The organism is Bacteroides sp. Phil13, assembly GCF_001940965.1.
GTDB lineage: Bacteria > Bacteroidota > Bacteroidia > Bacteroidales > Bacteroidaceae > Bacteroides > Bacteroides intestinalis.
Genome location: NZ_MSHA01000050.1, coordinates 183,923 through 209,740, shown reverse-complemented (window position 1 = coordinate 209,740; position 25,818 = coordinate 183,923). Strand labels below are relative to the sequence as shown.

Sequence of the window (25,818 nt, the reverse complement as noted above, 5' to 3'; positions counted from 1 at the left end):
TCACTACCCCCTAATCACTAATCATTAATTTTCGCCTCTGCCAGCTTCTTCTGCCACTTATCCCGTGCCAGCTTCTGCATATCCGTTACGGAGTCTTTTTCATCCACAATCTCAAAACCTAAGGCTGTTTCGATAATATCCTCCATTGTGACAATTCCCCAGAAGCAGCCATATTCATCAATCAAGATTGAAATATGCTCTTTCTTTTCAAGCATCTGTTCCCAAACCGTGGAAACAGGACTATTTTCCGGGAAGGAAAGGATAGGGCGGGCCACATCCTTCAGACACATATCGAATCTGTCTTCTGCTAACTTTTCGAGTACAGTCTGCCGCAACACATATCCTGTGATATAATCTTCGCTATCATTATAAATTGGAATACGAGAGTAAAACTTATACTTTCCATCCTGATAGAACTCTTTCAGAGACATACTTTCGAGAGCTGTTGCCACTACAGTACGGGGAGTCATAATGGATTGTGATTTTACTTTATCCAGTTTAATGAGGTTTTGTATCATCTTGTTTTCTTTCATCTGGAAAACACCTTCTTCTACCCCGATGGAAATCATAGCCGAAACCTCTTCGCGGCTTACGGATAATTCTTGTTTGCCGGAAGAAAACAGACGGGTAATCAGCTCGGACAACCACACCAGGGGATAACAGATAATAATAAGGAAATTAATGATACGGGCTGATGGAAGTGCCAGTGTGCGCCAGTAGCAGGCGCCTATCGTTTTAGGAATGATCTCTGAGAGAACGAGAATTAAGATAGTCAGTATGGCGGAGATTACACCGAAGTAAGTTTCTCCGAATATCTTTACCGCTTCGGCACCGACACCGGCCGCACCGACGGTGTGGGCAATGGTATTCAGAGATAATATGGCGGCAATAGGCCGGTCGATGTCTTGTTTGAACTTCTTTAATAAAATAGCGCTTTTCCCGTGTGTTTTCTCTTTGGTGGAGATGTACGACATTGGGGTAGATAATAAAACAGCTTCCAGGATGGAGCATAAAAATGATAATGATAATGCAATGGTTAAATATAATATAACAAGTCCCATATATAAGTTTATTAATTAGACATAGCGGAACGAATGTATGATTCGTCCCGGATAGAATATAAAAATACGGTAATAGAAGGACTTGTGCTAAAGCCGGTATATACAAAGTAGGGAGCGTTCGGGTGAATATACGCTCCTGAGGTTGCACGGTTGGCTACCGTCACTGTATTGATATAAATTAGCGTTCTCAGTAGAGAAAGTATAAGTAGTCGTAGTCTCTGCACAGAGCTTGCGCGCACGGTTTAAAGAAAGTGTACGTGAGATAACAGCTTCATCGTTAAACTCTCCCGACGAATGATGCTCATTTTGTTCGATGCAAAGAAAGGGAGGTTCGTTCTCGGAAAAGGAATTATAATCTTCTGGTTGCAGAGCAAAAAGCACTACGACCAGATACATCATTATTTTAAATATAAAATGCTTTGTTTCCATTTCTTCGGCACAAAGATAGATAAATGCTGACTTTGCTCATATATAGGTGCTCTCTTTTTTGTTTTTTTATTATAATGAAGAGGTATAAAAGCTCTCGCTACTGCAACTTTTCGTTCTATTCGTGCGTCTAATAGGGTACAAATAACTTAAATAAATAGAGAAAGATTATGTTAGTAACAACAACCCCAACTATCGAGGGTGGACGTATCACCCGCTATTACGGTATCGTTTCAGGCGAGACGATTATCGGTGCCAATGTATTCCGTGACTTTTTTGCCAGCATCCGCGATGTAGTGGGCGGACGTAGCGGCTCTTATGAGGAAGTGCTGCGCGAAGCGAAAGATATCGCCCTGCGTGAAATGCAGGAACACGCCAGAGCTCTCGGAGCAAATGCCGTGATAGGCGTGGATTTGGACTATGAAACTGTAGGTGGAAGCGGTAGTATGCTGATGGTAACCGCTTGCGGTACGGCTGTGACAGTAGAATAGTAAATACAGGAGGAAGAGCTTTCCGGCTCTTCCCCCTGTATATCAATGTTTGGGAGAATAATAGCTGATGATTACTTTTCCCTTTTTTTGTTCCAGTTTGGCTATTCCCAGATCATTAAGTGCTTGCACTACTTCTTCCAAGGAAGTTGTTCGCGGGAAGCGGAAATGAATGCGTTGTTTCAGCAAGTCGGGCGAATGAAAGATGATACTGGCATTATACCATGTGCCGACAGACTTCATAATCTCCGCCAGTTCGGCATCATCGAAGCTGAACTCTCCTTTGGTCCATCCTTCCGTTGCGGTGAGTTGTGCTTCGGCTATGGTGAAACCATTATCTTCAGACAATATAGCTTGCTGTCCGGGCAATATGTCTTTCTGCCGTGTTTGTTTTTTGTCGCTGACGCGGACGCGCCCCTGAAATAAAGTAACTGCCGCTACTTTTCCCGGATAGGCATTTACATCGAATACCGTGCCCAATACCTGTGTCTGCATCTTACCGGAAGAAACAATGAAAGGACGTGTACTATCTTTTGCCACTTCGAAACGTGCTTCTCCTGTCAGATGGACTTCACGGGTCCCCTCTGTGGGGAATTGTTTAGGATATTCTAGGCGGGAATTGGCGCTGAGTGTAATCTGTGTGCCATCGTCTAGAATGATTTGCGTGGTAGTGGCTGGGGGAGTTGAAAGAGTAATTCTGCCATTGCTTTCCGAGGTGATGATTGCTTCGGGAACATCCAGGGCCGCAAAGATTTCAATATTTTGTATTGTGTCTTCGCTGATAATGCGGGGCACGATAAGCGCTGCCAGCACTACGATGGCAGCTGCAATGCCGGAAGTCCACATCTGTATGATGCGTCTGCGTTTTTGGGCGTCTTGCCGGGAGGCAAAAGCATTCCATGCCGCGCGGGTTTCTTCTTCCGAAGGTAAGTCTCCGAGTGCTTCCCTGAAGGCATTCAGTAATCTGAGGTCTTCAGTATCCATCTTGAAATCATTTTCTTTTTTCTCTTCCATCATCGGTTTCCTCCTTTCTGAGTCATTGCTTCGCGCAAGGTACGCAAAGCTTTGGATATATGTTTCTTTACGGTGTCGGGACTGATGCTAAGTTGTTCGGCTACTTCCCGATAGGTTTTATGTTCATAATAGCAGAGCCGCAATACCGTGCAGGTCGGTTCCGGTAGGTTGCGGGCAATGCTTTCCGCCTGTTGCAGTAGTCGCTCATGTTCCCGGTAGTCGGTTGCTACATCCATGCGGGTGGCTTCGCGTAATGCTTCCAGATTGGTGGCTTCTACTTGCAGATGCTTCAGACGGTTAAGGCAGGCATTACGTGCGGCAGTGTAAAGCCAGGCTCCCCGGTTTTCCGGTTTCAGCTTTTCGAATTGTTTCCACGCCTGCTCCATCACACTACCCACAATATCACGGGCTTCTTCTCCGTCGCCCAATAGTTGGGTGGCGTAGCGCACCAGACGGGGATATAGCTCCGTGAACATCTGTCCGAAAACTTCTCTTTTTGTGTCTTTTTTATGAAACAAGACATTACCGCCGTATGTAACGACCTTTACCTCGGCGTGTAAACGGAGTTATCATTTGAGGTAAACAGAATCATCCTTTGGGGTATTCCTTTCAGTACTGTGCGGATGGCTTCGCCTTGCGTCTGTTTACGGATACTTGCTGTTACGTGATAATTCTCCGTCTCTTCATAGGCAAAAAGGATATTCTTGCCGCCCATCGTCTCTATCTGTTTCAGTGCGGCAGACAGCTTTTCGTTTTTTAGTTCCAGGCTGACCAGGCTGGCTGTTTGCTGTGCATTTGCGGTTGGGGTAAAGAGTAGAAAAAATATACTGTGTATATCATCCATGCCTTTCTAAAAGTAAAATCTGTGCGTTTCATTATTCCTTTGTTTTTATTGATTTTACTTATACTACAACATGGGTGCTCAATCGGGTACGGTTTTCGACTGCAAATTTAGTATAATTATTGAGCCGTCATTGATCAAACGGAAGATTATGGCGGATTTTGATGGATAAATTGGGTAAATAGCTATTAAATGACTGGCTAATACTGACTTTCTATGTTGCGAGTAACCTATATTAACGATTATGTAACATATTACTGGTACTATGTTACGTGGAGGAAAATATGTGTATTATTTGTTTTCTTGCATTTGTTTTTTATTATATAGTTTTGTCTTCGAGAAGTTTTTTAATGTAAAAAACTATGTTGTGAGTAGTAAAATATGTTTAACCTATAAATTGATGTGTATGAAGACATAAAAGACGAATCTTAATGCGTGAACTTGTATTTTTAATTAATGGTAATTTAAATCAAAAAAATGTTTTTATGAAAAACACTAATTCTTATTTTAAACCTTTGGTGCTATTGTTCTTACTTAGTGTAATACCCTCGTGGGGTTTTGCACAAAGTATCCGAGTGCAAGGTGTGGTAAATGATAATGCGAGTGAATCGATTATCGGAGCTAATGTGACTGAAAAAGGTACTACAAACGGCGTGATTACTGATTTGGATGGTAAATTCTCGCTTTCAGTGCAGAAAGGAGCTACGCTCGTAATTTCTTATATAGGATATGTGACGCAGGAAATTCCGGTAGAAAATGAAACCGAACTTAAGGTTATACTGAAAGAAGACTCCAAAGCATTGGAAGAAGTTGTTGTAATCGGTTATGGTACGGCACGCAAGTCGGATGTAACGGGATCTATTGCATCTGTAGGCGGCGACAAATTGCGTGAAGTACCTGCCGCTGATGTATCTTATGCTCTGCAAAACCGTATTGCCGGCGTGGATATGTCACAGACATCTTCTCGTCCGGGTGCCACTATGCAGATACGTATTCGTGGTACACGTTCTTTGAGTGCTACTAACGACCCGTTGATTGTGTTGGATGGAATACCGTTTATGGGTAGCCTTACCGATATCAATCCCAGCGACATCAAGAGTATGGATATTTTAAAAGATGCTTCTTCAACGGCTATTTATGGTTCGCGCGGTGCCAATGGTGTTATCCTTATTACAACTCATAAAGGTGTGACCGGTGCTCCTGCCAAAGTATCATATAATGGTTATGTAGGTTTGAAAAAGGTATTCTCCAAATATCCTATGATGAACGGTGAAAAGTTTGCTGAAATGCGTAAATATGCAGGTAAATTTGAGAATTCTATGGATGAATCGGATGATGTCAATACCGATTGGCAGGATCTGATGTACCGTAATGGTTTTGTTACCAGCCATGATGTTAATATTTCAGGTGGTACGCAAGGTGGAAACTACAGTTTTGGTGGTGCATACTACAAAGATCAAGGTGTGATTCCTACACAGAATTATACCCGTTATTCATTGCGTGGTTCGTTCGATCAAGGTGTAGGTAAATACTTCCGTTTTGGCCTTACCACAAACAGCAATTACAATGTGACTAAAGGCAACAACATCGGTCTATATGGCGTATTGTCTGTTTCTCCTATAGCCAATCCGTATAACGAAGACGGTACTTTGAAGCGTACTGTAAAATATAACAGTCAGGATGAGGCATTCGTGATGACTCGCGATGTTGTAGAGAATTTGGAAGAGAAATGGTTGAACGAAAGTAAAGGATTCGGTACTTATAACAACCTTTTTGCGGAAGTTCAATGTCCTTGGATAAAAGGATTGAAGTATCGTATGAACCTTGGTTTAAACTATCGTTCCACCAAGCAGGGTGAGTTTACCGGTTACGGCATTAACAATACGGCGCCCGATGCCCCCTCTACTGCAGCATTGGCACATTCGGAAACAACGAACTGGGCGGTTGAAAACTTGCTGACTTACGACCGCACTATCGGAAAACACCAATTCAACATCATTGGAATGTATTCAGCCGAACAAACTGTTTATACGCGTTCTCATGTGGCAGGTCGGGATATTCCGGCAGAGTATTTCCAGTACTACAATATTGGTCGTGCTGAAGGTACTATTACTGTAAATCCGAGTAACTGGAATTATCAAAAGACAGGTTTGATGTCATGGATGGGGCGTGCGATGTACACTTATGATAATCGTTATATGTTGATGGCAACGGTTCGTTCGGATGCTTCTTCACGTTTGGCAAAAGGTCATCAATGGCATACTTATCCGGCTGTATCTGCCGGTTGGAATATCCGTAACGAAGCCTTTATGGATGGTATAGAGTGGCTGGATATATTGAAATTGCGTGTAGGTTATGGAGAGACTTCCAATCAGGCTGTAGATCCTTATAAGACATTGGGTAGACTGAATACACGTCCTTATAACTTCGGACCTACTAATTTTGCTACGGGATATTACGTATCAGAAATGCCCAATGCGATGTTGGGCTGGGAATATTCTTCCACATGGAACGTAGGTTTGGATTTCACTTTGTTCAATGGTCGCTTGTCCGGTACTTTCGAATACTACATCCAGAAGACACATGATTTGTTGCAGAACGTGAACTTACCTTCTACATCAGGTGTAGGTAGCTACATGGCCAATGTGGGTAAAACCGAGAATAAGGGCTTTGAGCTGACATTGAACGGTACGATTCTTGACAATCATAACGGATGGACATGGGATGCCAGTCTGAATCTTTCTGCCAACCGCAATAAACTGGTTGAGTTGGCATCAAAGAAAGACCGTGATGAAGGCAATGGCTGGTTTGTAGGCTATCCTATTGACGCTATTTTTGATTATGAATATGTCGGCTTGTGGCAAGAAGGAGATCCTTATCTCGATATTCTTGAACCGGGTGGTAATGTAGGTATGATCAAGGTGAAATATACCGGCGATTACAATGCGGACGGTACTCCTGTACGTGCTATCGGACCGGAAGATCGTCAGATCATGAGTTTGGAGTCTAAATTCCAGGGAGGTTTTAGTACGCGTGTGGCTTATAAGAATTTTGACCTGAATGTGATTACTGCGTTCAAGTGTGGCGGTAAGTTGTTGAGTACGCTTCACCATTCCAGCGGTTATCTGAATATGTTGAGCGGCCGTCGTGGACAGGTAGATGTAGACTACTGGACAGAAGAGAATACCAATGCTAAATATCCGAAACCGGGTGGCATTCAAAGTGGTGATAATCCGAAGTATGGTTCTACGTTGGGATATTTTGACGCTTCATATTGGAAAGTACGCACCATTACATTGGGCTACAACATGGACAACCAACGTTGGCTGAAACAACTGGGAGTACAAGGATTGCGTGCATACGTAACGATCCAGAACCCGTTTGTAATCTGTTCTCCGTTCCATAAGGAAACCGGGCTTGATCCGGAGACAAACTCCTATGGTGATGAGAATGTAGCAGTGGTAGGTTTTCAGAGACGTTTCCTGACAGTAGGTACGAACTCACCCTCTACGCGTAACTATTTATTTGGTATTAACTTGACATTCTAAAGTATTATGAAGATGAAATCGATATATTCTCCTATAAGAGTTCTTGGAACCGCTGCTTTGGGTCTGCTTTTGGCAACTTCTTGTTCCGATATCCTAGACGAACAACCCCGTAGCAGCTATGATCCAACTTTCTTTAAAACGGAAAAAGGTGTGGAAGGCGGTATTACTTCCATGTATTCTTATTTGCGCGACATCTACGGACAGGCTTATTACTACAATTCCTGTCTTACGGGTACGGACGAGGCTACTTACGGACAAAGCGCCGACGGCAACTTTAAGGATGCCGATCTTTCGGGAGTAGGAAACCTGACCTCTTCTACTTGCCGTGCGGATGCATTATGGGGTATGGCATTTACTAATATCAATACTTGCAACGGTGTGATTGCTAATGGCGGAGAAGTGGGTATATCAGAATCTTTGATATCCGAAGCGCGTTTCTTCCGTGCCATGTACTATTTCCTGCTGGCTCAGACTTTCGGTGGTGTACCCTTGGACTTGGGCTCTGGTGAGTTGGCTTTCAACATTACTCCGTCACGCACGTCCGTGCGTAATACGGTACCGGAAGTTTATACTAAAGTCGTTTTCCCTGATTTGGTTACAGCTGTTCAGAATTTGCCGGACAATCCTCGTATGACGGGTGGTTTGACTAAAACAGTGGCTCGTCTTTATTTGTCAAAAGCTTATCTGACTTATGCATGGTGGTTGAAGAATCCGAACAATATTCCTACTTATCCGGAATGTCAGAGGACCGATCCTGATGGACATGATGCGGCTTGGTATTTCCAGCAAGCTTATAATATCGCTGTAGAAGCCATAGAGAATCCTGGTCCGTTCGGTTTGGAAGAAAGTTTCTGGAAAGTGAATGCAGGAGTTAATGATCGCAATAAGGAAATCTTGCTTTATGCTGACCATACTCAAGAAGATGAATATTATAATGGTGGTAGCTTGTCATACGGTGGTGGTGGCGCTCCCGATAACTTTGCCGGATGGATGATGAACTGGAATTATACGGATGCGCAATCTAAAGTGAACGGTGTCACTGTGGCTCCTGTCATTCGTGTGGCAGAGCAGGCTTATGGTCGCCCTTGGACTCGTATGGCTCCTCCTCATGGGGTGTTTACTCACACTTTCGCTGATAAAGTGAATGACTCTCGTTATGATGGAACTTTCACGACAGTATATCGTGGAAATTGGTCAACCAATGGTGCCAATTGGGATGCAGTGGAAAACGCCAACGGAATGATGGTAAAAGAAGGGGAACCAATTTTCTCTTTCTTGCTTGAAGAGGATCCTAACGTTGCCTATGGTTCCAATTTGGGTAATTTAGGCGCAGGTACTCTGCCCGGACGCGCCGATTGGGTAATGAATCCCAGTGGAATCAGCCGTCGTATATTTCCTGGACTGTGGAAATTAGGTCCGTATCGTACGGATAACGGTACAGGTACAGGCCAGCCGAATGCAGGTAGTACTCGTCCTTACAATATAGCTAAGTTTTCTGAACTTTATTTGGTGGCTGCTGAGGCTGCAGTAGAGGGTGCGACTACTAAGAGCGGAAAGAATGCGCGCGAACTGGTGAATGTTCTTCGTGCACGTGCCGGTAAATGGACATTCAGTAATGCTCTTAATGCAGAAGTATTGGAAGACCATAGTGCGGAAATGGTTGCCGCCACTCCGGTTACCATTGATATCGACTATATTCTTGATGAACGTTCACGCGAGTTCTTTGGTGAGGGTTATCGCTGGTTCGACCTTGTTCGTACACAAAAGTGGAATGAATATGCTGATGAGTATGTGATTTGTGGAAACGATAAGGGAGATCATACCCCGAAAACTTACCGTCGTACTATCGAAGCGTTCCATTACCTTCGTCCCATTCCGCAAGGACAATTGGACGGTATGGAAATGACCAAAGAAGAAAAGATGGCCTATCAGAATCCGGGATACAGAGATTGACCTATAAGGGGTTAACAATTAGGTCGCTTAGTTTGATATTCTTACTTTTTGATCAAAAGGTAGTTGTGGATTTTCTAAAATTCAAAAAAAGAATATAGAACTGAGCGACCTATTCTGTATTAAAAATGATCCAATGAAATTGGATGATGTTCTAATTCTTGGTAATGGTGATTTTGAACATGCAATGCAAAATTTTTATATAACTAAACCATAAAATGTGATGAGAAAATTAAAAAGTCTGGGTCTGTTGTTTCTGAGTGTTATATGCTTTTCCTCCTGCGACTGGCTGTTTGGACATAAGGATCCTGTATTTCATTATACTGTCTATAACCTTGCTATCGGTTTTCGAGATGCTTCCGGTAGCGATTTGGTGAAAGGCATCGGACTGAAGGACCGGCAATCCGGAGTATCGATGGAAGATGCCAAGTGGGGAGAAGTGGATTCGGATCAGTACCGGCTGGATATTATGGTTGACATACCTTGCTGGAACTGGAGCAATGATACGTATGATACCCCTTCACGCCCTGCTACGGGACCCTTTGAAGTGAAACGTCCTCAATTGGACATATACTACTATGACGAGATCTGTTATTTGCATAATTACTTCGAGTTGCCCGTGGAAGATTGTCCGGACCAAAGAAAACTGACTTATAAACTAAAATGCCCTTATGTGTTCGGAGACAAAGAGGTGCATGAATTGGTCACCTATTGGGATATTCCAACGGAAAAGCCAGTTCCCACTACATATGCCAAATGTCTCCGTATAGAGTTTGGCGGTGATGAGTTCATTCCTGAAAAACGGGAGGAAGAGGGCAGAGGCTATTGGGTTGTAATTAACTGGAACGGTCGGGAATAGAATCCACTTTATTTTTCTCCATGGCATCCACGATATTTGACTTTGCGTTGTTGGCACTCTGTTCCATATAGGTAGTGGGCGAGACACCGAATAATTCCTTGAACGCTGTCGAAAAATGGGTGGTGTTGGCAAAACCTACCGCCTCTGCCACTTCCGTGATGTTATGGTGTTTCTGTGCAAGTAGGAGGGCAGCTTGTTTCAACCGGACATTGCGTATAAAGTTGCGTGGTGATTGGTTGGTGAATTCTTTTATTTTGCGATATAAGTGTACACGGCTGATTCCTGCTTCTGCTGCAATCATTTCCACGCTGAGATTTGGGTTTGCCATTTCCTTATTAATGATGGCCATTACACGTGCTATTAGCTTTTCATCCGGTGATTGAACCTCAATCGGTTGTACCTTATCTGTTTGTTCCATACTTCCGTTAAAGGTATTTTTTATCAGTTCGTGCCTGTAGATGACATTTCGGATTGTTTTTTTCAGAACGTCTATATTGAACGGTTTTGTGATATAGGCATCCACTCCTCCTTCTAAAGCCTCCAGGTTACTTTCTTCATTAATTTTGGCAGTCAGCAGGATGACCGGAATGTGGCTGACAAGAATGTTTTGTCTTATTTTCCGGCAGAGGGTCATTCCATCCATTTCCGGCATCATGATATCGCTGATAAGGGCGTCGGGGGCATCCTTTATGATTTGCTCAAGAGCTTCCTGCCCATTGCTACATTCAGTTATGTGGTAGTCGGACGTCAGTTCCTGGCGTATATATCTGCGTATCTCTTCATTATCATCTGCTATCAGTATGCGATATTTGGTTTTGGAACGTATTCTTTCTTTTTCCTCATTTTCAGGTAAGAATATGGGTAACACCGGATTATTGTCTGGTGCGATCTGTTCCTCAGTGTTAGTTTCTTCTATTTCTTCCGGTTTCAAGTGTTCTTTTCCCAATGGCAGGCGAATGATGAATCGGCAACCGGCTTTTTCTTTATTATTTTCGGCATGGATTGTTCCTTTATGTAATTCAACTAGCGATTTGGTCAAATGTAGACCGATTCCGGTACCTGAGTTATTTAATCTGTTGGCAACTTGATAAAAACGGTCGAAAATACGTTCTATTTCTTTTTCGTCAATACCCGTACCGTTATCTTCTATTACAATCTTAAAATAAGCTGGTTTTGTTTCGTACGCTTCATGTGTGTGCAGGTAGATATTGATTTCTCCTCCTGATTCGGTGAACTTAAATGCATTTGAGAGTACATTGAATATGGCCTTATCAAGATTTTCAGGATCTATCCAGGCACGTAGTTCTTCTGTATCGGGATGGAAGTTCAAGCTAATCTTTTTGGCATTTGCCTGATATTCGAAGTTACTGGATAGATTACGTATAAACTCTACTATTTCTACTTCTCTAAATTTCAGTTGCATCTGGCCTTTGTCAAGCTTGCGGATGTCCAGTAGCTGATTCACCAATTGGAGGAGACGTCCAGCGTTACGCGAGATGGTTTGGTAGTTTTTTTGGCGCTCTTCGTTTCTGTCCTTGCTCATTAGTTTTTGCAGGGGGCTGAGGATAAGGGTGACCGGGGTACGGATTTCGTGAGAGATGTTGATGAAGAATTGTAACTTGGCCTCGTTGATTTCTTCAGCATGTATGTGTTCTAATAATTCTCGGTGAACTTGATAGCGATGGCGTATCTGTGCGCCAATGATGTAAATTATGGTCAGTGCTATCAGCAGGTACACTCCTTTGGCCCAATTTGATGCATACCATGCGGGAGAGATATTGACAATGAAATTTTTAGGTTCGGAATAGAAAGTATAATCTTTGGCCTTGATACTGAACTTGTAAGTGCCGGGTGTCATGTCATTAAAAGATATCCGGTTAATACCTGATTGCATAGTCACCCACTGTCCGTTGTTGACTGAGTACATATAAGTAATGCGTTCAGGATTGAAGAATTCCATGACAGAAAACTCCATGCTGAAAGAATTATGTTTGTGCGACAGATTGAACTGTTGAGCATTCATAACGGAGGTTTCTATGATTCTTCTTCCTTCGGACAACGTATTACTGTTGACGCTTTGATTGTGTATATAGAAACCGGTGAGATGCACAGAAGGAGTGGTAGCTATATCTTTTATTTCTGCAGGATTAAAATAGGTAACCCCGTTAATTCCACCGAACAGAATATGTCCGTTGTTGTCGGTACAAACGGCTCTTTTGCTGAACTCATTACCTTGCAGGCCATCATTGGCATAATAAGGGGTAAAGTTGCCTTTTTGTGGGTTGTAGCGTGCTATCCCGTGGTTGGTACTGAACCATAAAGCGCCATTGATATCTTGGGTGATGGCGCATATGATGTCACCAGGCAGTCCGTCTTTTTGTGTGTATTCACGTATTTTATATTCTTGGGGATGCATGGCTTTCAGCCCCTCCGATGTGCCTATCCATATAGTGCCTTCTTTGTCTTCATAAAGGGAATGGATGACGGAATTTGGAAGGAGTGTATTGGTGTTGAAAGCGGTGGCAAGGTGCATGGTTTTCAGGTCAAGGCAACCCAGCCCGTCATAAGTGCCGATATAGAGTCTTTCGTCATGACTGTGTAACAGGCTGGTTATCCAGTAACCGGGCAAGAAGTTGCCGGTTGCATAGTATGTACTGTCTTCTTGTTTATAGCGATGCAAGGTTTCGGTGTTTAGATCTATGTAGTAAAGTCCGTTACCCATGGTGCCTATCCAGAGTCGGTCGTGTTTGTCTTCTGCAAAGCTGTATACACGCAGTTTCCCTTCTTTGCTGTCTGCATCGGTTTTTCTTTTGAAATATTGGCAATGGCCGGTTTCTTTGTCAATCTTAGCCATACTTTGCATGTATGAACCTATCCAAAGATTCTGACGCGAGTCTTCGTAGATACTCATGATGGTTGAAGGTACTGAGCCGGTTTCCTGTGTAGGAGGGAAGTGGACGGTATGTTTACCATTCTTTTCCACTTTGTATAAACCATCGTTGTCTGTCCCTATCCATAATGTGCCGTCATGATCGTTACAGACAGACATAATACAATTGGAACCGATGATATTGTTTCGTACGGATTTGTATCCTATATATTGAAAACCATTGGCAATGGCAGGAATCAGCAATACCCCTTTTTGGAAGAATCCCAACCACAGATTGCCGAAACGGTCTTTCATAATGGAATGAATTTTTGACTTGTCAAGGTTGAAAGTGGTGATGTTTAACTGATTTTCTGTGATAGTGCGACTTTGAATGTTATATACTTTCAAACCGTATCCGTCAGTTCCAATGTATATTTCGTCCGGCGTGGCAAGAAGAAGACTTTTGACAGGTAATTCAGGGTGATTGGCATAGATGATGGGTTCAAATAAGTCGAGAGTTGGATTATATTTAAGTAGTCCTTTACCTAAGGAACCAATGTAAATCTGTTTGTCGGGGGTCTCACAAATACTACTAATGGTATATTCTGATTCGTTTGCCCCTTTCTGATAGCAGTGTAGTTGTTGGTTCCGGTCTATTCTGAAAATTCCATTTTCACCGGCACTTATCCATAGGTTACCATTACGGTCTTCGTGAAGCGCATTTACGATGGGGATAGGGATTCTTTTCTCCATGCTAATTCCGACCAGTCCTTTATGGGTGTTTGTAATCTTGAACAATCCTTGACCGGCGGTACCCACTAATAAATCTCCGTTACTCAGTTCTTCTATGGCGGCTACGTTAGGCTCTACTATTATACCATCTTGCAGAATCAGTGGGATATCGGTAAAGCGGTCGGCATCAGCACTGTAGTGTTGTAATCCACTTAATGTTCCTACAAAACACTCCTTCTTGCTGCTTTCAAAGACACAACGTACATAATTGTTTGCTAAGGAGTGTTCATCGTTTTTGTCGCTTTTGTAGATAGAGAATTTAGCACCGTCATATTTGTTTAGTCCATCTTCTGTGGCAATCCAGATAATTCCGTTATGGTCTTGATAGATAGAATTTATCATGCTGCTCGATAACTCCTGATCTGCTGTAAATAGGCGACCTGTTTGTCCGTAGCACAATATAGACATCCATGCATAGAAGATACATAGTATAATAGATTTTTTGTTCATAAGGTTCTTTTTTTATATAGCAAGCAAATGTAGTAATTATTTTGTTATTTATGTAACTAACTCTTCTTTTGTATGAAAATATAGGGTTGGGGCATAGTTTATGTGAGTTGTATGAGCTGTGATGAAAGTAGATCATATAGTTTAAAAGCAAATAATTCTATTTATTTTTTGTTTATTTCGTTTCAAATCAATACTTTTAGACTTTCAATCAACCTTTTAATACGAATAACACCATGGACAGTTTGCTTTTCTGGCTGATTCCGGCCGCTTCCGTTTTAGCTCTCTGCTTTGCTTACTATTTCCATAAGCAAATGATGAAAGAGAGTGAGGGTACTCCGCAAATGATAAAGATTGCCGCCGCTGTGCGTAAAGGCGCGATGTCTTATCTGAAACAACAGTATAAGATAGTTGGCTGGGTATTTCTGGGACTTGTGATCCTTTTCGCTATTATGGCTTATGGTTTCGATGTACAGAATCGTTGGGTACCGATTGCTTTCCTGACGGGCGGTTTCTTTTCCGGACTCTCCGGATTCCTCGGTATGAAGACGGCAACGTATGCTTCGGCACGCACAGCAAATGCTGCCCGTAGTTCACTGAATGCGGGATTGCGCGTCGCTTTCCGTAGCGGTGCGGTAATGGGACTGGTTGTAGTGGGCTTGGGCTTGCTTGATATTTCTTTCTGGTACCTGTTATTGAATGCGGTAATACCGGAAGATGTTTTGACTCCGACTCATAAACTCTGTATCATCACTACCACCATGCTGACTTTCGGGATGGGTGCTTCCACACAAGCGCTCTTTGCCCGTGTAGGTGGAGGTATTTATACGAAAGCTGCCGATGTAGGCGCCGACCTGGTAGGTAAGGTTGAGGCCGGTATTCCCGAAGATGACCCGCGTAACCCTGCAACGATTGCTGATAACGTAGGTGATAACGTAGGTGACGTAGCCGGTATGGGTGCCGATCTTTACGAAAGTTATTGCGGCTCTATCCTGGCAACTGCCGCTCTGGGTGCTGCTGCCTTTATTCATACGGGAGATACGGCCATGCAGTTCAAAGCTGTTATAGCTCCGATGCTGATTGCGGCCGTAGGTATTCTTCTTTCTATTATCGGTATCTTCGCAGTACGTACCAAGGAGAATGCGAAGATGAAAGACCTGCTCGCTTCGTTGGCTTTCGGTACGAACCTAAGTTCCGTACTGATTGTAGTGGCTACGTTCTTTATTCTTTGGCTATTGAAACTTGATAACTGGATGTGGATATCTTGTGCCGTTATAGTCGGTCTGGTAGTCGGCATCATTATCGGGCGTTCTACGGAATACTATACCTCACAATCCTATCGTCCTACCCAGAAGTTGAGCGAAAGCGGAAAGACTGGCCCGGCGACGGTAATTATCTCCGGTATCGGTTTGGGTATGTTGTCTACTGCAATTCCTGTGATTGCTGTGGTAGTCGGTATCATTGCTTCCTACCTGTTTGCATCGGGGTTCGATTTCAATAATGTAGGCATGGGACTTTACGGTATCGGTATTGCTGCCGTAGGTATGCTTTCTACCTTGGGTATCACGCTTGCAACGGATGCTTACGGTCCTATTGCCGACAATGCGGGTGGTAACGCTGAAATGTCCGGTCTGGGTGCGGAAGTACGTAAACGTACGGATGCCCTCGACTCTTTGGGTAATACTACTGCCGCTACCGGAAAGGGCTTTGCCATTGGTTCGGCTGCACTTACGGGACTTGCCCTGCTTGCCTCTTATATTGAAGAAATCCGTATCGGACTGACTCGTTTGGGAACTACGGAATTAACACTTCCTCATGGGGATGCCGTGGGGCTCCAGGATGCCACTTTCTTTGACTTCATGCATCATTATGATGTGACGTTGATGAATCCGAAGGTTCTTTCGGGTATGTTCCTGGGTAGTATGATGGCATTCCTCTTCTGCGGATTGACAATGAACGCTGTTGGTCGTGCTGCTGCTCACATGGTGGACGAAGTGCGCCGTCAGTTCCGTGAAATCAAGGGTATTCTTACCGGTGAAACAGAACCGGATTACGAGCGTTGTGTGGCTATCTCTACAAAAGGGGCACAGCGTGAGATGGTGGTTCCTTCACTGATAGCCATTATTGCTCCGATTGCAACGGGACTTATCTTTGGCGTTCCCGGTGTTCTGGGTTTGCTGATCGGTGGGTTGAGTAGCGGCTTCGTCCTTGCCATCTTTATGGCGAATGCGGGCGGTGCATGGGATAATGCAAAGAAATATGTGGAAGAAGGTAACTTTGGCGGTAAGAGTAGCGAAGTACATAAAGCTACTGTGGTAGGCGATACGGTAGGTGACCCATTCAAAGATACTTCCGGTCCGAGTTTGAATATACTTATCAAGCTGATGAGTATGGTAGCTATTGTGATGGTCGGACTGACGGTTGCGTGGAGTCTCTTCTAAGGAACGTTGCCTGAAAAACGGGGGTGAGGAAACTTAATAAATAAGCCATCTGTCAATGACTTCTTCTACATTGACAGATGGCTTTTTTTTATCGAAGAAATTCATACCATCCGGCAGTACCTTCAAAAGAAAGGATACCATCGTCTGTACGAACTTCCAGCGCGGGAATATATACCTTGCCGTCTTTTTTGATTTGCCAGGTTCCCGGAATAAGGTCGGTAATGACAAACTTCATAGTTTGGCTGCCACTTACCGCGAAATCAAATTTACCGGGCAGTGGTTGGCTGTCTTTGCTGAAGGTGACGACGCGGTCGGCTATCTGCACGCCTACTATTTTATCTGCATCGATGCGTTTTACTTCATTCATTTGCAGACAGGTGTTGTCGGCTACTTGCATTACATTCAGGAAGTAATTTTCGGCAGCAGCGGTTACAGGTGATATTTCTACACGCCATGCGCCTCTTTCGTTGGCGTCGTCGGGACGTCTCGGCATGGCATCGTTGGCATAATTGGTGCCGAATACCCAAAACTCTTTTCCTTTTCCACCGATTTTCTCTATCCGTGCATCTTGAATTTCGGGGAGCAACACTTGATTCTGTAACATGCCGGTGTCTTCGTTTTGGGTGCGTTTGACGGTGAAACGGTTACTTTCTATTATCGGCTCTTCTATACTGTGCAGTAGCCAGAACTTCTTGAACTGAGGGTCGGAAGAGACAACTTTATCAAACACGATTAAGGCGGCAGGCACTTCGGTAGCGTGCAGGTTGAGGAAAACAAAAGAGCGTTTCGCTTCTTTTACCTTGTCTGTATAGGCTTGCGTGATGTCACCTTTCAGATAAGAATAGTCAGGTTTATTGGCATCGGGGCCAAAACCATGTCCCAGGACTTTGCCTGTAGTATATTCCTTGCTTAATAAATCTTTAAAAGAGCGGCAAGTCTCCCAACGGTCACCCGGCATGCGTTGTCCACCGTCATTATCGGCAAATTCTGTTTTATCTTGTCCACCATAATTCCAGCTGGCGAATTTCTCGTTCGGGTTGTATACTAACAATGAGTTATGGGCAATGGTACGTTTGAAGAAATTTTTGTTGTGTGGGCTGTTATATCCGCCGGAACTTCCTTGGTAAGCTCCGGCATCTATTGCCAACGGGCCCTTATAATAAAGTTGGAATGAACCACCGTCCATGTGTTGATGGTTACCAAAGAATTGTTCATTGATTTTCATTTCGGCAATCACGCTGTTTTTGTCCCATGCCGTACGCGCTATCATCCACCCGAAAGGTGAGCCTGAGTATCGGGTCAGCGGCAAGTCATCGGGAGTCTTGGCTTTCAAATCAAAATCTCTCCACAGTATCTCGAAGATGAGGCAGTGGCTTTCTAATTTGGGTTTGAGTTCGTATTCGTAAGCCAGATAATTGTCTTTATAGAAGCTGGAAGCGAGCATGGCGGGCAGGGAGTAAGAAGGAATGTTTTTTTTGTTAGGATTCGTATCGCCTGCGGGCATTACTTGTCCGTCCGGACGACGGCGGTACAGGAAGTCGTACGGTACGAATTGTTGTGCGGGATTGTAGATTGCGCCGGCTCCCATACGATCCAGAATCCATAAGGAGAACAGGTCATTGCTGAAACGCACATTGACATAGCTTGTTCCCTGATGGTAATTATGACCAGAATAGATGTAATTTCTTACCGGCAAGTAATCCTTGTACAACATTCGGATGACATGGAGGTACATATCCGGATATTCGTCGTAGATAGCAATACCGGCTGAAAGCATGTCCCGCAAGATCATCCATTCGGACGAGTGTCCGGCTATGGGTTCGTTATTTTTGGGCGGATAACCGCATTCCATGGTCTTGGAGATTCGGATGAACGATTCTATATAGGCTTTCTTTTCCGATTCTTTCATCTGGTCGTAGCACCAGTCATATACCATCGCGCCGCACATCAGCATGACTCCGCTGGCGCGCGATAAGTCTTGTTTGGTTCCGAAATTGGTATGCTGCAATGAATCGAGCATGGAAGTGATGGCGCGTCTGGCTTGCTTCTTGTCACCATATACCAGATAGTCGAGAGCTTGTACTTGTACACGGCTGGTTACTCCCCGCATCTCGAAGTAGTAGCGGAAGCCTCTGTCGGTTACTTTTGCCTCTTCCTCTGCGGTGCGGTCTATGCCAAGTTTGCGCAAGGTTGCCAGGTTTGCTTTTACTTGCGGGTGATCCATCCGTTTCTTTAAATCCGGTAAATTGGCGGGACGTACATAGAGTCGGGGGTGAGTTGAGGGAGGAATGGGGATGGTGATGTCCTCGAATTTCTCCCAAGTTACTTCATCTCTTTTCTGAGCACCGGCTTCCAGACAAAAGATGAAGAGAAAACTCGCTGCTAAAAGAAAATTTTTCTTCATGGTTGCTGTTCTATAGATTAATAAAGTACTTGTTTATGCATGATATACGGTGTGAAAACCATATACTCTGTTTACAAATGTAGAACATTCAACCATTACCTACATCATTATAAAACAACAAAATACTGCCGGTGCAGCATTCTGAGACATAAGTGACATTCTCCGAAACAATATTAGCGTAGCTGTGAAATCATAGAGGGATAGATTTCCAAGAAAAGCTATCCCTCACGCAAGAATTACTTCCCGTAGTCATCGTACATCATCAACAGATGTGACGAACTCCAACTAAAGTGCGGTGCTTTCAACCGTTCTCCGGTATGCGTACCGTAGTTCTCGTGGATGGGCGCTCCTTCTTTCAGTCCGTTCAGACGGTCGAATACCTGCAAGGTATATTCATCGGCCAGTTTATGATAACCATAGTTGCGGAGTCCGCGAATGGCAAAGTAAGTCTGGTCCAGCCAGATGGGGCCACGCCAGTAGCCGCGCGGGTTATACTTGGGATTGTCTGCGGCGATGGTGGGGAAGGGGATATACGTGGAGAACTTCGCGGTGTCTTGCAGCATGGGTAACATGCTATCTACCTGTGACTGGGTCGCAATCTGTGTCCACAGCGGAGTATAGGCTTCGCAACCCGGTTCCTCGATGAAGGAACCATCTTTCAGTCGGCGGTCGAAGAAGAAATTGAGCTGTTTGTCGAAGAAGTAGTCAGCTACTTTGTCGCTATAGTCGGGACCGTCGAAAGCCACGTTGAGCAGTCCGGCAAACTTCTTCAGCAGTTTACATTCCAGTGCCAGGTAGGCGTTTAGGTCTACGCTTTCCTGATCCATGCTCCAGGCATCATCGGCTTCGTCGTTCTTCAGCATTACGGCGTTGTCAAAACGAATGGCATTGTCCATGCCGCTTTCCCATGCGGCAGCTTCCAGTGTGCCGTCTGTTGCACCGTACTCACACATGCCGTTGCGGTTGTGATCGCGTTTCTCGTACCACCATTTGTAGTAAGAGAGCAGTTGCGGGTACATTTCGGCAACGAAAGCCGTGTCGCCTGTATGCGTGAAGATTTCGTCTACCGCCCAGCATACCAAAGGCGGTTTGCTGTCGCGGGCATTGTTTTCCGACGGGTCGGTGTAGATGCAGTCGATAACCATGCCGTCCGGTTGCTGATAATCGAACATGGCGCGGATGTTGTTCTTTGCCAGTTCAGGGTCGAATTTAGCGGTTCCGGCACTGAAACGCCAACTGTCCCATGCCCAGAAACCCACAAAGTAGCCTACGGCGTGGCTCGGGACGATACCTTCATGAAGCAGTCCGCCGCGATGCGTGCGCCAGTTGGAAATAAGGGTGGTGACGGCTTTCACGGCTATACGGTCGTATTCGGGTTTCATGTCCTTGCGCAGTATCTTGGTTAGATAACCCTCCCAGCGTTCGGCATTGGCTTGCAAAGCCTTTCCGGGATTGTTGAGCAGGGTGGGGATATTCTGCAATCCGGCGGTCATCTCTTTTTCCGAGGTGAAGAAGGAAATGGCTACATGGACGGGATACTTGGGACTGTGAACAAGGGCTGTGTAGTTGTTTTCCGTCCGGGAAAGTGTCACGTCGGGGGTAAATGTTACGGTCACGCTTTCTCCGCTGGGGTGGCGGGCAATGACGGAGTTTTGCTCTACGGTGACGGTGACGTCTTTTCCCCATTGACTGCCTGTCAGAAGCAGGTCTTCTGCTTTATCGGACTCTATGCGCAGGAGGGCGGTGGAGGCGTCTGCAAAGTTAAGTCGTTGCGTGATGCTCCCTGCATCGGAGTGGGCGGACATATAGAGCTCGCCGGGGAAGTAGCAGGTAGAGTCGGGAATGAAGCTGGCAGAAGCGTTTCCGGCGAAATCTACTGTGACGGCGGACTGTGCCATCCATTGGCGGCGGAACATATCCAGACTGAACGGACCGCAGAAGCCGTTCACCCATTGTGCCTTTTCGGGCAGGGTGAAGCCCATCCATGAACCGGCGTCTGTGAACCAGCCGTAGCAACGGTGCAGGGTGTCGGGAGTGTAGGCAATATCCAGTATGTTATTGAAGGTGTACCTTTGCTCCGCAGTTTTTTTATTACCGGAGGTGCAGGCGGTGAGGCCTGCAACCAGTAGCGTAAAGCAAATGATGTGTATAAACTTGTGTTTCATATTCCTTATTATTACGGATTTAATAATTACTTTTTGGGGGGATAATTGATAATTAGGCTGCGCTATATTGTGCTTAAACAATCGTTCCGAGAATTAAATAAATTCCGACATCTGATACAGGCGGGAGAAGACCTAAATGAGCGTCGTTGACACTTAGCACAAGTATCCCTGATACTTAGCACAAGTGTGCCCGACACTTAGCACAAGTATCGTTGACACTTAGCACAAGTCTCCCGCCCCCTTCAGAATAGCCTGTAGGACACATATTACTTAGAAAGCAGAATATATGGTATTTTTTCAATTCCTTACATATTTAATTTTAGGCTATGTGCCCCTAAATTATCATTTATCCCTTAGAACCAGCACTTATGCGCCTGTTCCGCTGCATCATCCTTAGCTCCGAGTGGCAGCAGCGTGAAGCTGTACTTCCATTCGTGCGGTGTGATGGTATATTCCGGGTGCACTTGTGCTCCCCACGTATTGTCACCACCTACGCCCATCTGCTTGTGGTCGATGTTCAGCCACACCATATCTTTCTTCACTATGCTTCCCCCGTGGCGGCGTTCCACCTGCGAAGGGCGGTACTCGATATCTTCCATCGGGAAGTTCCAGGCACTGATACTTAGCGGTTCTTCTCCCGTAATGAGCAAACCGTCACCATCGGCATTGCGCAGTGCCACCCAACGTACATCGCAATGATTAGCTGTTTCCTGAGCACGCACATACGGATGAAACTGTTCCCAAACCGTCGCGCTGTACAGTCCTACCAATGCTCCCGTCTTCCGGTCTGCATAGTTTTCCTGTGGTCCGCGTCCCAGCCAGGACATCCTTTCATATTCAGCCGGAAGTATCATGCGCATACCCAGACGAGGCATTTCGTTCAACGCCTGTTTGCCGGGAGTGAAGTGCATGCTCACGCGGACTGCTCCGTCAGGATGAATATCGTATATTGTTTGCAGCTTCGAGTCTTGCGCTTCCATCTTATAGGTAGCGGTAAGGGTAACTTTCTGTTGATTTTCCGTTATGTTCAGGTGCTCCAGTTTGGCATCCTGTCCGGCAGTCTTCCAAGTGAGACAACGGTACAGATGTCCGTTCGGAATATCATTATCCGTCAGAGGACGCCAGAAGTTGGGTTGCAGACCTTCTTTTATCAGATTCTTTCCATTGTAACTCAACGCCGTCATTTCACCGCTTTGAGCCGAGAAAGCTATCCGGAAGTTGTTTCCTGTCAGAGTGATGGCGTCACTGTTGCGGTCTACGGTCAGTTTGCCGTTAGCCGGCTGAATGGCTTTTGCAGCAGGGACGGAAGGCAACGCCCATTGTTCGATGGCGGCCTCGTGTCCTTTCGGGATTAACGGCGCTTCGTTTTTGGTGAATGCGCGCAGGGTAAGGAAGTACTCTTTGCCATCGGCAGGCAGTGCTTTCAGAGGCAGTTCGATGTTGGCAGAGCTTCCCGGTGCGATTGCTGGGAAATCCATTTCACCGCTTTGTACCGCTTTGCCGTCACATTCCACTGCCCAGCGCAGGATATATCCTTCCAGACCGATGAAGTCGTGCCGGTTGGTAACCTTTATTTTATTAGGTGTGAAGGCAACCGGTTCAAAGTGGATATATTGAAGCACCTTCTTCACCTCATAGATATGCGGGTGAGGAGTGCGGTCGGCAGCTACCAGACCGTTGGCGCAGAAGTTGGAGTCGTTGACGATGCCTACAAATCCCATGTCTCCACCGAAAGCCCAGATGTCACGGTTATCCTTATCTTTGATGGCGAATGTCTGGTCTACCCAGTCCCAGATGAAGCCGCCTTGCAACTGGTCGTACTTATAAATCAAATCCCAGTAATCCTGGAAGTTTCCTACACTGTTGCCCATGGCATGAGCATATTCGCACATAATCATAGGACGCTTGTCGCGCTGATTGATATGGCGGCGCAACGACCAGATGCGTGCATACATCGGGCAGTATATGTCACTCTTGGCATCATAACCGCCACCCTCGTATTGTACCGGGCGGGTGGAATCTACCTTCTTCGTGTAATCGTATAAGGTTTCGAAATGCTTACCATAGCCGGACTCATTGCCCATAGACCAGGTGACGATAGCTGTGCAGTTACGGTCGCGTGCAATCATACGGCTCATGCGTTGCATGAAAGGAAGTTCCCAATCCGGATAATTGGCCAGCGTGCCATCCTTGTGATCCTGCATACCGTGGCTTTCGATGTTGGCTTCATCCACCATATACAGACCGAATTCCGTGCAAAGCTCATACCATGCATAGTTATTCGGATAGTGGCAGTTGCGCACACCGTTCAGATTGAATTGCTTCATCAACTGAATATCGTGTATCATGGAAGCTACGCTGATGGTGCGTCCTTTGTGCGGATCGTGTTCGTGACGGTTCACTCCCTTAAAGAGCACCGCTTTTCCGTTAATCATCTGCATGCCGTTGCGCATCTCCACCGTGCGGAAACCAAAAAGTTGGGTGAAAGACTCCAACGGCTTTCCTTGTGCATCGAAGGTGCTGACTACCAGTGTATAGGTATTGGGCGTTTCGGCATTCCAGGCACGTGCATCCGGGAAAATCTGTTGCTGGCTAAATAAAGTGTCCGTAGGAGAAGAGACGGTTTTCTTCTGGTTATAAATCACCTTTCCTGCATCCAGCACTTTTACTTCAACGGTTTCTCCCGCTTTCGGCTGATGGAGGATGACATCCAGGTTGAGTTCTCCGTCTTTATAATCATTTATCAGTTCGGCAGTCATCCGGAAGTCGCGCACGCGGCTTTGCGGACGGGCGTAGAGATAAACGTCACGCTCGATGCCACTGTATTTCCAGTAGTCCTGTCCTTCAAGGTAAGAGCCGTCGCTGTAACGGAATACCTTGACGGCAAGTTTGTTGCTGCCTTTTTTCAGGAGCTTCGTGATGTTGAAGTGAGACGGCAGGCGGCTGTCTTCGGCATATCCGGCAAGTTCGCCGTTCACCCATACGTAGTAGGCGGATTCCACTCCCTCAAAGTCGAGGAAGATATCCATACCTTCCCAACCGCCGGGAACCGTGAATTCGCGGACGTATGCTCCCACCGGATTGTAATCGGCTGGCACATGCGGGGGATTGGCAGGGAATGGATAACGGGTATCCGTATAAATAGGTGCATCGAAGCCTTGCAACTCCCAGCTTCCGGGGACTTGTATTTTGCTCCACTTCCGGGTGTTGTATCCCGGTTTGTGGAAGTCTTTGGGACAAAGTTCGTTGTTCTTTGAGAACAGGAACTTCCAAGTACCGTCCAGCGAGATGCGGCGTTCGGTGGCAGGATTTACGTTGAAACGTACATCCGCAGGCAGGGAGTGTTGCTTCAGGGCGTTGGCCTCATTCGTAAACGGAATGAAGTGCGCATGCATTGGCTCTCTGTTTATCTCATTGACTTGCGGGTTCTGCCAAGGTTCATTGTCGGCAAGCATATTACTGCAAATCAGTAAGGCGGAGATGAAAGAATATAATTTAAATTTCATGATATCAATCAGATTAAGTGTTTATATCGAACAAAACAGGGTCACAAGAAACGGGACACTGAAATCTACCACGAACCCGTGGAAGATGGAGACAACTACAAATTGTTGTCCGGCCGTTCGTGTAATGATGGGCAGTGTGGTGTCCATCGTGGTTGCACCTCCGGCTGAGATGGGGGCGAGGTTACCGAACCAGCGCACCAGCAAGGGGGCAGCCAGTAGTGTCAGTATCTCGCGACTGATGTTGGCGAGCAGTGCGATGGTTCCCAATTCGGCTCCTTTATATTCGGTGATGAAGATACTGGAGAGTGAGTAGTAGCCAAAGCCCGAGCCTACAGCCAGGCAATCCGTCAGAGAACGGTGTGTCAGTATCAGACTGACTGCGGCAGAACCTGCCAGCGTACCCAGAATGGTCATGATAGGCAGGAATATCAACCGTGGATTGAGTGAACGGAAGTTTTTCAACGTTTGCGGGTCGTTGCCTACACTTAGCCCTACACTGAACATCAGTGCGCAAAGTGCATAAAAGCTGACTTTACTATCTATTACGATATCGATAGGTATCAGGTGAAAGACTCCGCAGAGTGTTCCCAGCACAAAAAAGCCGACTATGATGAGACTCCCTTTCATGCCCGGCCTCCTTTCCGTTTGTATAAAGCTCTCCACAATGCCCAGGCAGCAATCACGCTTCCCAAAGTTCCGCCTATGGTGAGTATGACGGCTTCGAGTCCGATGGTATGAAGTCCTTTGATAATCTGTTCGTTTCCTCCCACTTCAATACCCAGTATGAAGAGGAGTAACCAGATGAGCACTGTAATGACTTTGTGGATTCCGCTCAGATTCCGTTTCCGTAAGAGGTAGCCCAGCAGCATTCCTGTGAGCATTAGTCCGATGATTGTAAACATATCTATGTCGTTTTTGGGGGCAAAGATAGTGCAAACCGAAAGCAGAAGCAAGCTTGCTTGTTTATGCTGAGGTGCAGCCTATTTTCGCAAATGCAAAGATAAAGC

16 protein-coding genes are annotated in these 25,818 nt (G+C 45.5%); 5 read left to right on the top strand and 11 right to left on the bottom strand.

Annotated features, from left to right (window positions below; all coding sequences use genetic code 11):
- Positions 1 to 17: 17 nt before the first annotated feature.
- Both BWI44_RS10205 and BWI44_RS10200 read right to left on the bottom strand, forming a co-directional pair.
- Entirely contained in the window at positions 18 to 1,061 is a 1,044-nt protein-coding gene (locus BWI44_RS10205) for a CNNM domain-containing protein (RefSeq protein WP_195208687.1), read from the bottom strand.
- Between the two features lie 87 nt (positions 1,062 to 1,148).
- A complete protein-coding gene (locus BWI44_RS10200; protein ID WP_227072958.1) occupies positions 1,149 to 1,460 on the bottom strand; it encodes a hypothetical protein in 312 nt (103 codons plus the stop codon).
- A 197-nt stretch (positions 1,461 to 1,657) separates the two neighbouring features.
- Between BWI44_RS10200 and BWI44_RS10195 the strand changes: the two genes are divergently transcribed.
- Positions 1,658 to 1,978 (top strand): heavy metal-binding domain-containing protein, encoded by a 321-nt coding sequence (locus BWI44_RS10195; RefSeq protein ID WP_007210905.1) that lies wholly within the window; start codon positions 1,658 to 1,660, stop codon positions 1,976 to 1,978.
- Positions 1,979 to 2,020: 42 nt separating this feature from the next.
- On the opposite strand, the gene BWI44_RS10190 is transcribed toward BWI44_RS10195, so the two are convergent.
- The 3 genes from BWI44_RS10190 to BWI44_RS10180 form a co-directional block, all read right to left on the bottom strand.
- Complete coding sequence (locus BWI44_RS10190; protein WP_195208688.1) at positions 2,021 to 2,992, bottom strand: FecR family protein; 972 nt, start codon at positions 2,990 to 2,992, stop codon at positions 2,021 to 2,023.
- Positions 2,989 to 3,465, bottom strand: a complete 477-nt coding sequence (locus BWI44_RS10185; protein ID WP_195208689.1) for an RNA polymerase sigma-70 factor — start codon at positions 3,463 to 3,465, stop codon at positions 2,989 to 2,991. Before BWI44_RS10185 ends, BWI44_RS10190 begins: the two co-directional genes overlap by 4 nt.
- 68 nt (positions 3,466 to 3,533) lie before the next feature.
- A complete protein-coding gene (locus BWI44_RS10180; protein ID WP_229036103.1) occupies positions 3,534 to 3,833 on the bottom strand; it encodes a hypothetical protein in 300 nt (99 codons plus the stop codon).
- A gap of 482 nt (positions 3,834 to 4,315) precedes the next feature.
- Here BWI44_RS10180 and BWI44_RS10175 point away from each other — a divergent pair, with 482 nt between their 5' ends.
- From BWI44_RS10175 to BWI44_RS10165, 3 genes are all read left to right on the top strand, one after another.
- On the top strand, positions 4,316 to 7,378 hold the full coding sequence (locus BWI44_RS10175; protein ID WP_044154731.1) for a SusC/RagA family TonB-linked outer membrane protein: 3,063 nt from the start codon (positions 4,316 to 4,318) through the stop codon (positions 7,376 to 7,378).
- Between the two features lie 12 nt (positions 7,379 to 7,390).
- Positions 7,391 to 9,331, top strand: coding sequence for a RagB/SusD family nutrient uptake outer membrane protein (locus tag BWI44_RS10170; protein ID WP_021967980.1), 1,941 nt, complete (start codon positions 7,391 to 7,393; stop codon positions 9,329 to 9,331).
- A 220-nt stretch (positions 9,332 to 9,551) separates the two neighbouring features.
- Positions 9,552 to 10,187: a hypothetical protein gene (locus BWI44_RS10165; protein WP_138290887.1), complete on the top strand. Its 636-nt coding sequence runs from the start codon at positions 9,552 to 9,554 to the stop codon at positions 10,185 to 10,187.
- Here the strand turns inward: BWI44_RS10165 and BWI44_RS10160 are convergent.
- On the bottom strand, positions 10,165 to 14,298 hold the full coding sequence (locus tag BWI44_RS10160; protein WP_195208690.1) for a hybrid sensor histidine kinase/response regulator transcription factor: 4,134 nt from the start codon (positions 14,296 to 14,298) through the stop codon (positions 10,165 to 10,167). The two genes, BWI44_RS10165 and BWI44_RS10160, sit on opposite strands and share 23 nt — an antisense overlap.
- Positions 14,299 to 14,531: 233 nt before the next feature.
- Here BWI44_RS10160 and BWI44_RS10155 point away from each other — a divergent pair, with 233 nt between their 5' ends.
- Entirely contained in the window at positions 14,532 to 16,736 is a 2,205-nt protein-coding gene (locus BWI44_RS10155) for a sodium-translocating pyrophosphatase (RefSeq protein WP_195208691.1), read from the top strand.
- Positions 16,737 to 16,824: 88 nt separating this feature from the next.
- On the opposite strand, the gene hepB is transcribed toward BWI44_RS10155, so the two are convergent.
- From hepB to BWI44_RS10130, 5 genes are all read right to left on the bottom strand, one after another.
- Positions 16,825 to 19,140: a heparin/heparin-sulfate lyase HepB gene (gene hepB, locus BWI44_RS10150; protein WP_195208692.1), complete on the bottom strand. Its 2,316-nt coding sequence runs from the start codon at positions 19,138 to 19,140 to the stop codon at positions 16,825 to 16,827.
- A 236-nt stretch (positions 19,141 to 19,376) separates the two neighbouring features.
- Positions 19,377 to 21,305 carry an MGH1-like glycoside hydrolase domain-containing protein gene (locus tag BWI44_RS10145; protein ID WP_195208693.1) on the bottom strand — a complete coding sequence of 643 codons (1,929 nt, stop codon included), beginning with the start codon at positions 21,303 to 21,305 and terminating at the stop codon, positions 19,377 to 19,379.
- A 353-nt stretch (positions 21,306 to 21,658) separates the two neighbouring features.
- Entirely contained in the window at positions 21,659 to 24,760 is a 3,102-nt protein-coding gene (lacZ, locus tag BWI44_RS10140) for a beta-galactosidase, LacZ type (RefSeq protein WP_394368902.1), read from the bottom strand.
- A gap of 72 nt (positions 24,761 to 24,832) precedes the next feature.
- Positions 24,833 to 25,438: a LysO family transporter gene (locus BWI44_RS10135; RefSeq protein WP_007660790.1), complete on the bottom strand. Its 606-nt coding sequence runs from the start codon at positions 25,436 to 25,438 to the stop codon at positions 24,833 to 24,835.
- Positions 25,435 to 25,713, bottom strand: a complete 279-nt coding sequence (locus BWI44_RS10130) for a LysO family transporter (RefSeq protein WP_009129666.1) — start codon at positions 25,711 to 25,713, stop codon at positions 25,435 to 25,437. The genes BWI44_RS10135 and BWI44_RS10130 overlap by 4 nt, the downstream gene beginning before the upstream one ends.
- Positions 25,714 to 25,818: the final 105 nt, after the last annotated feature.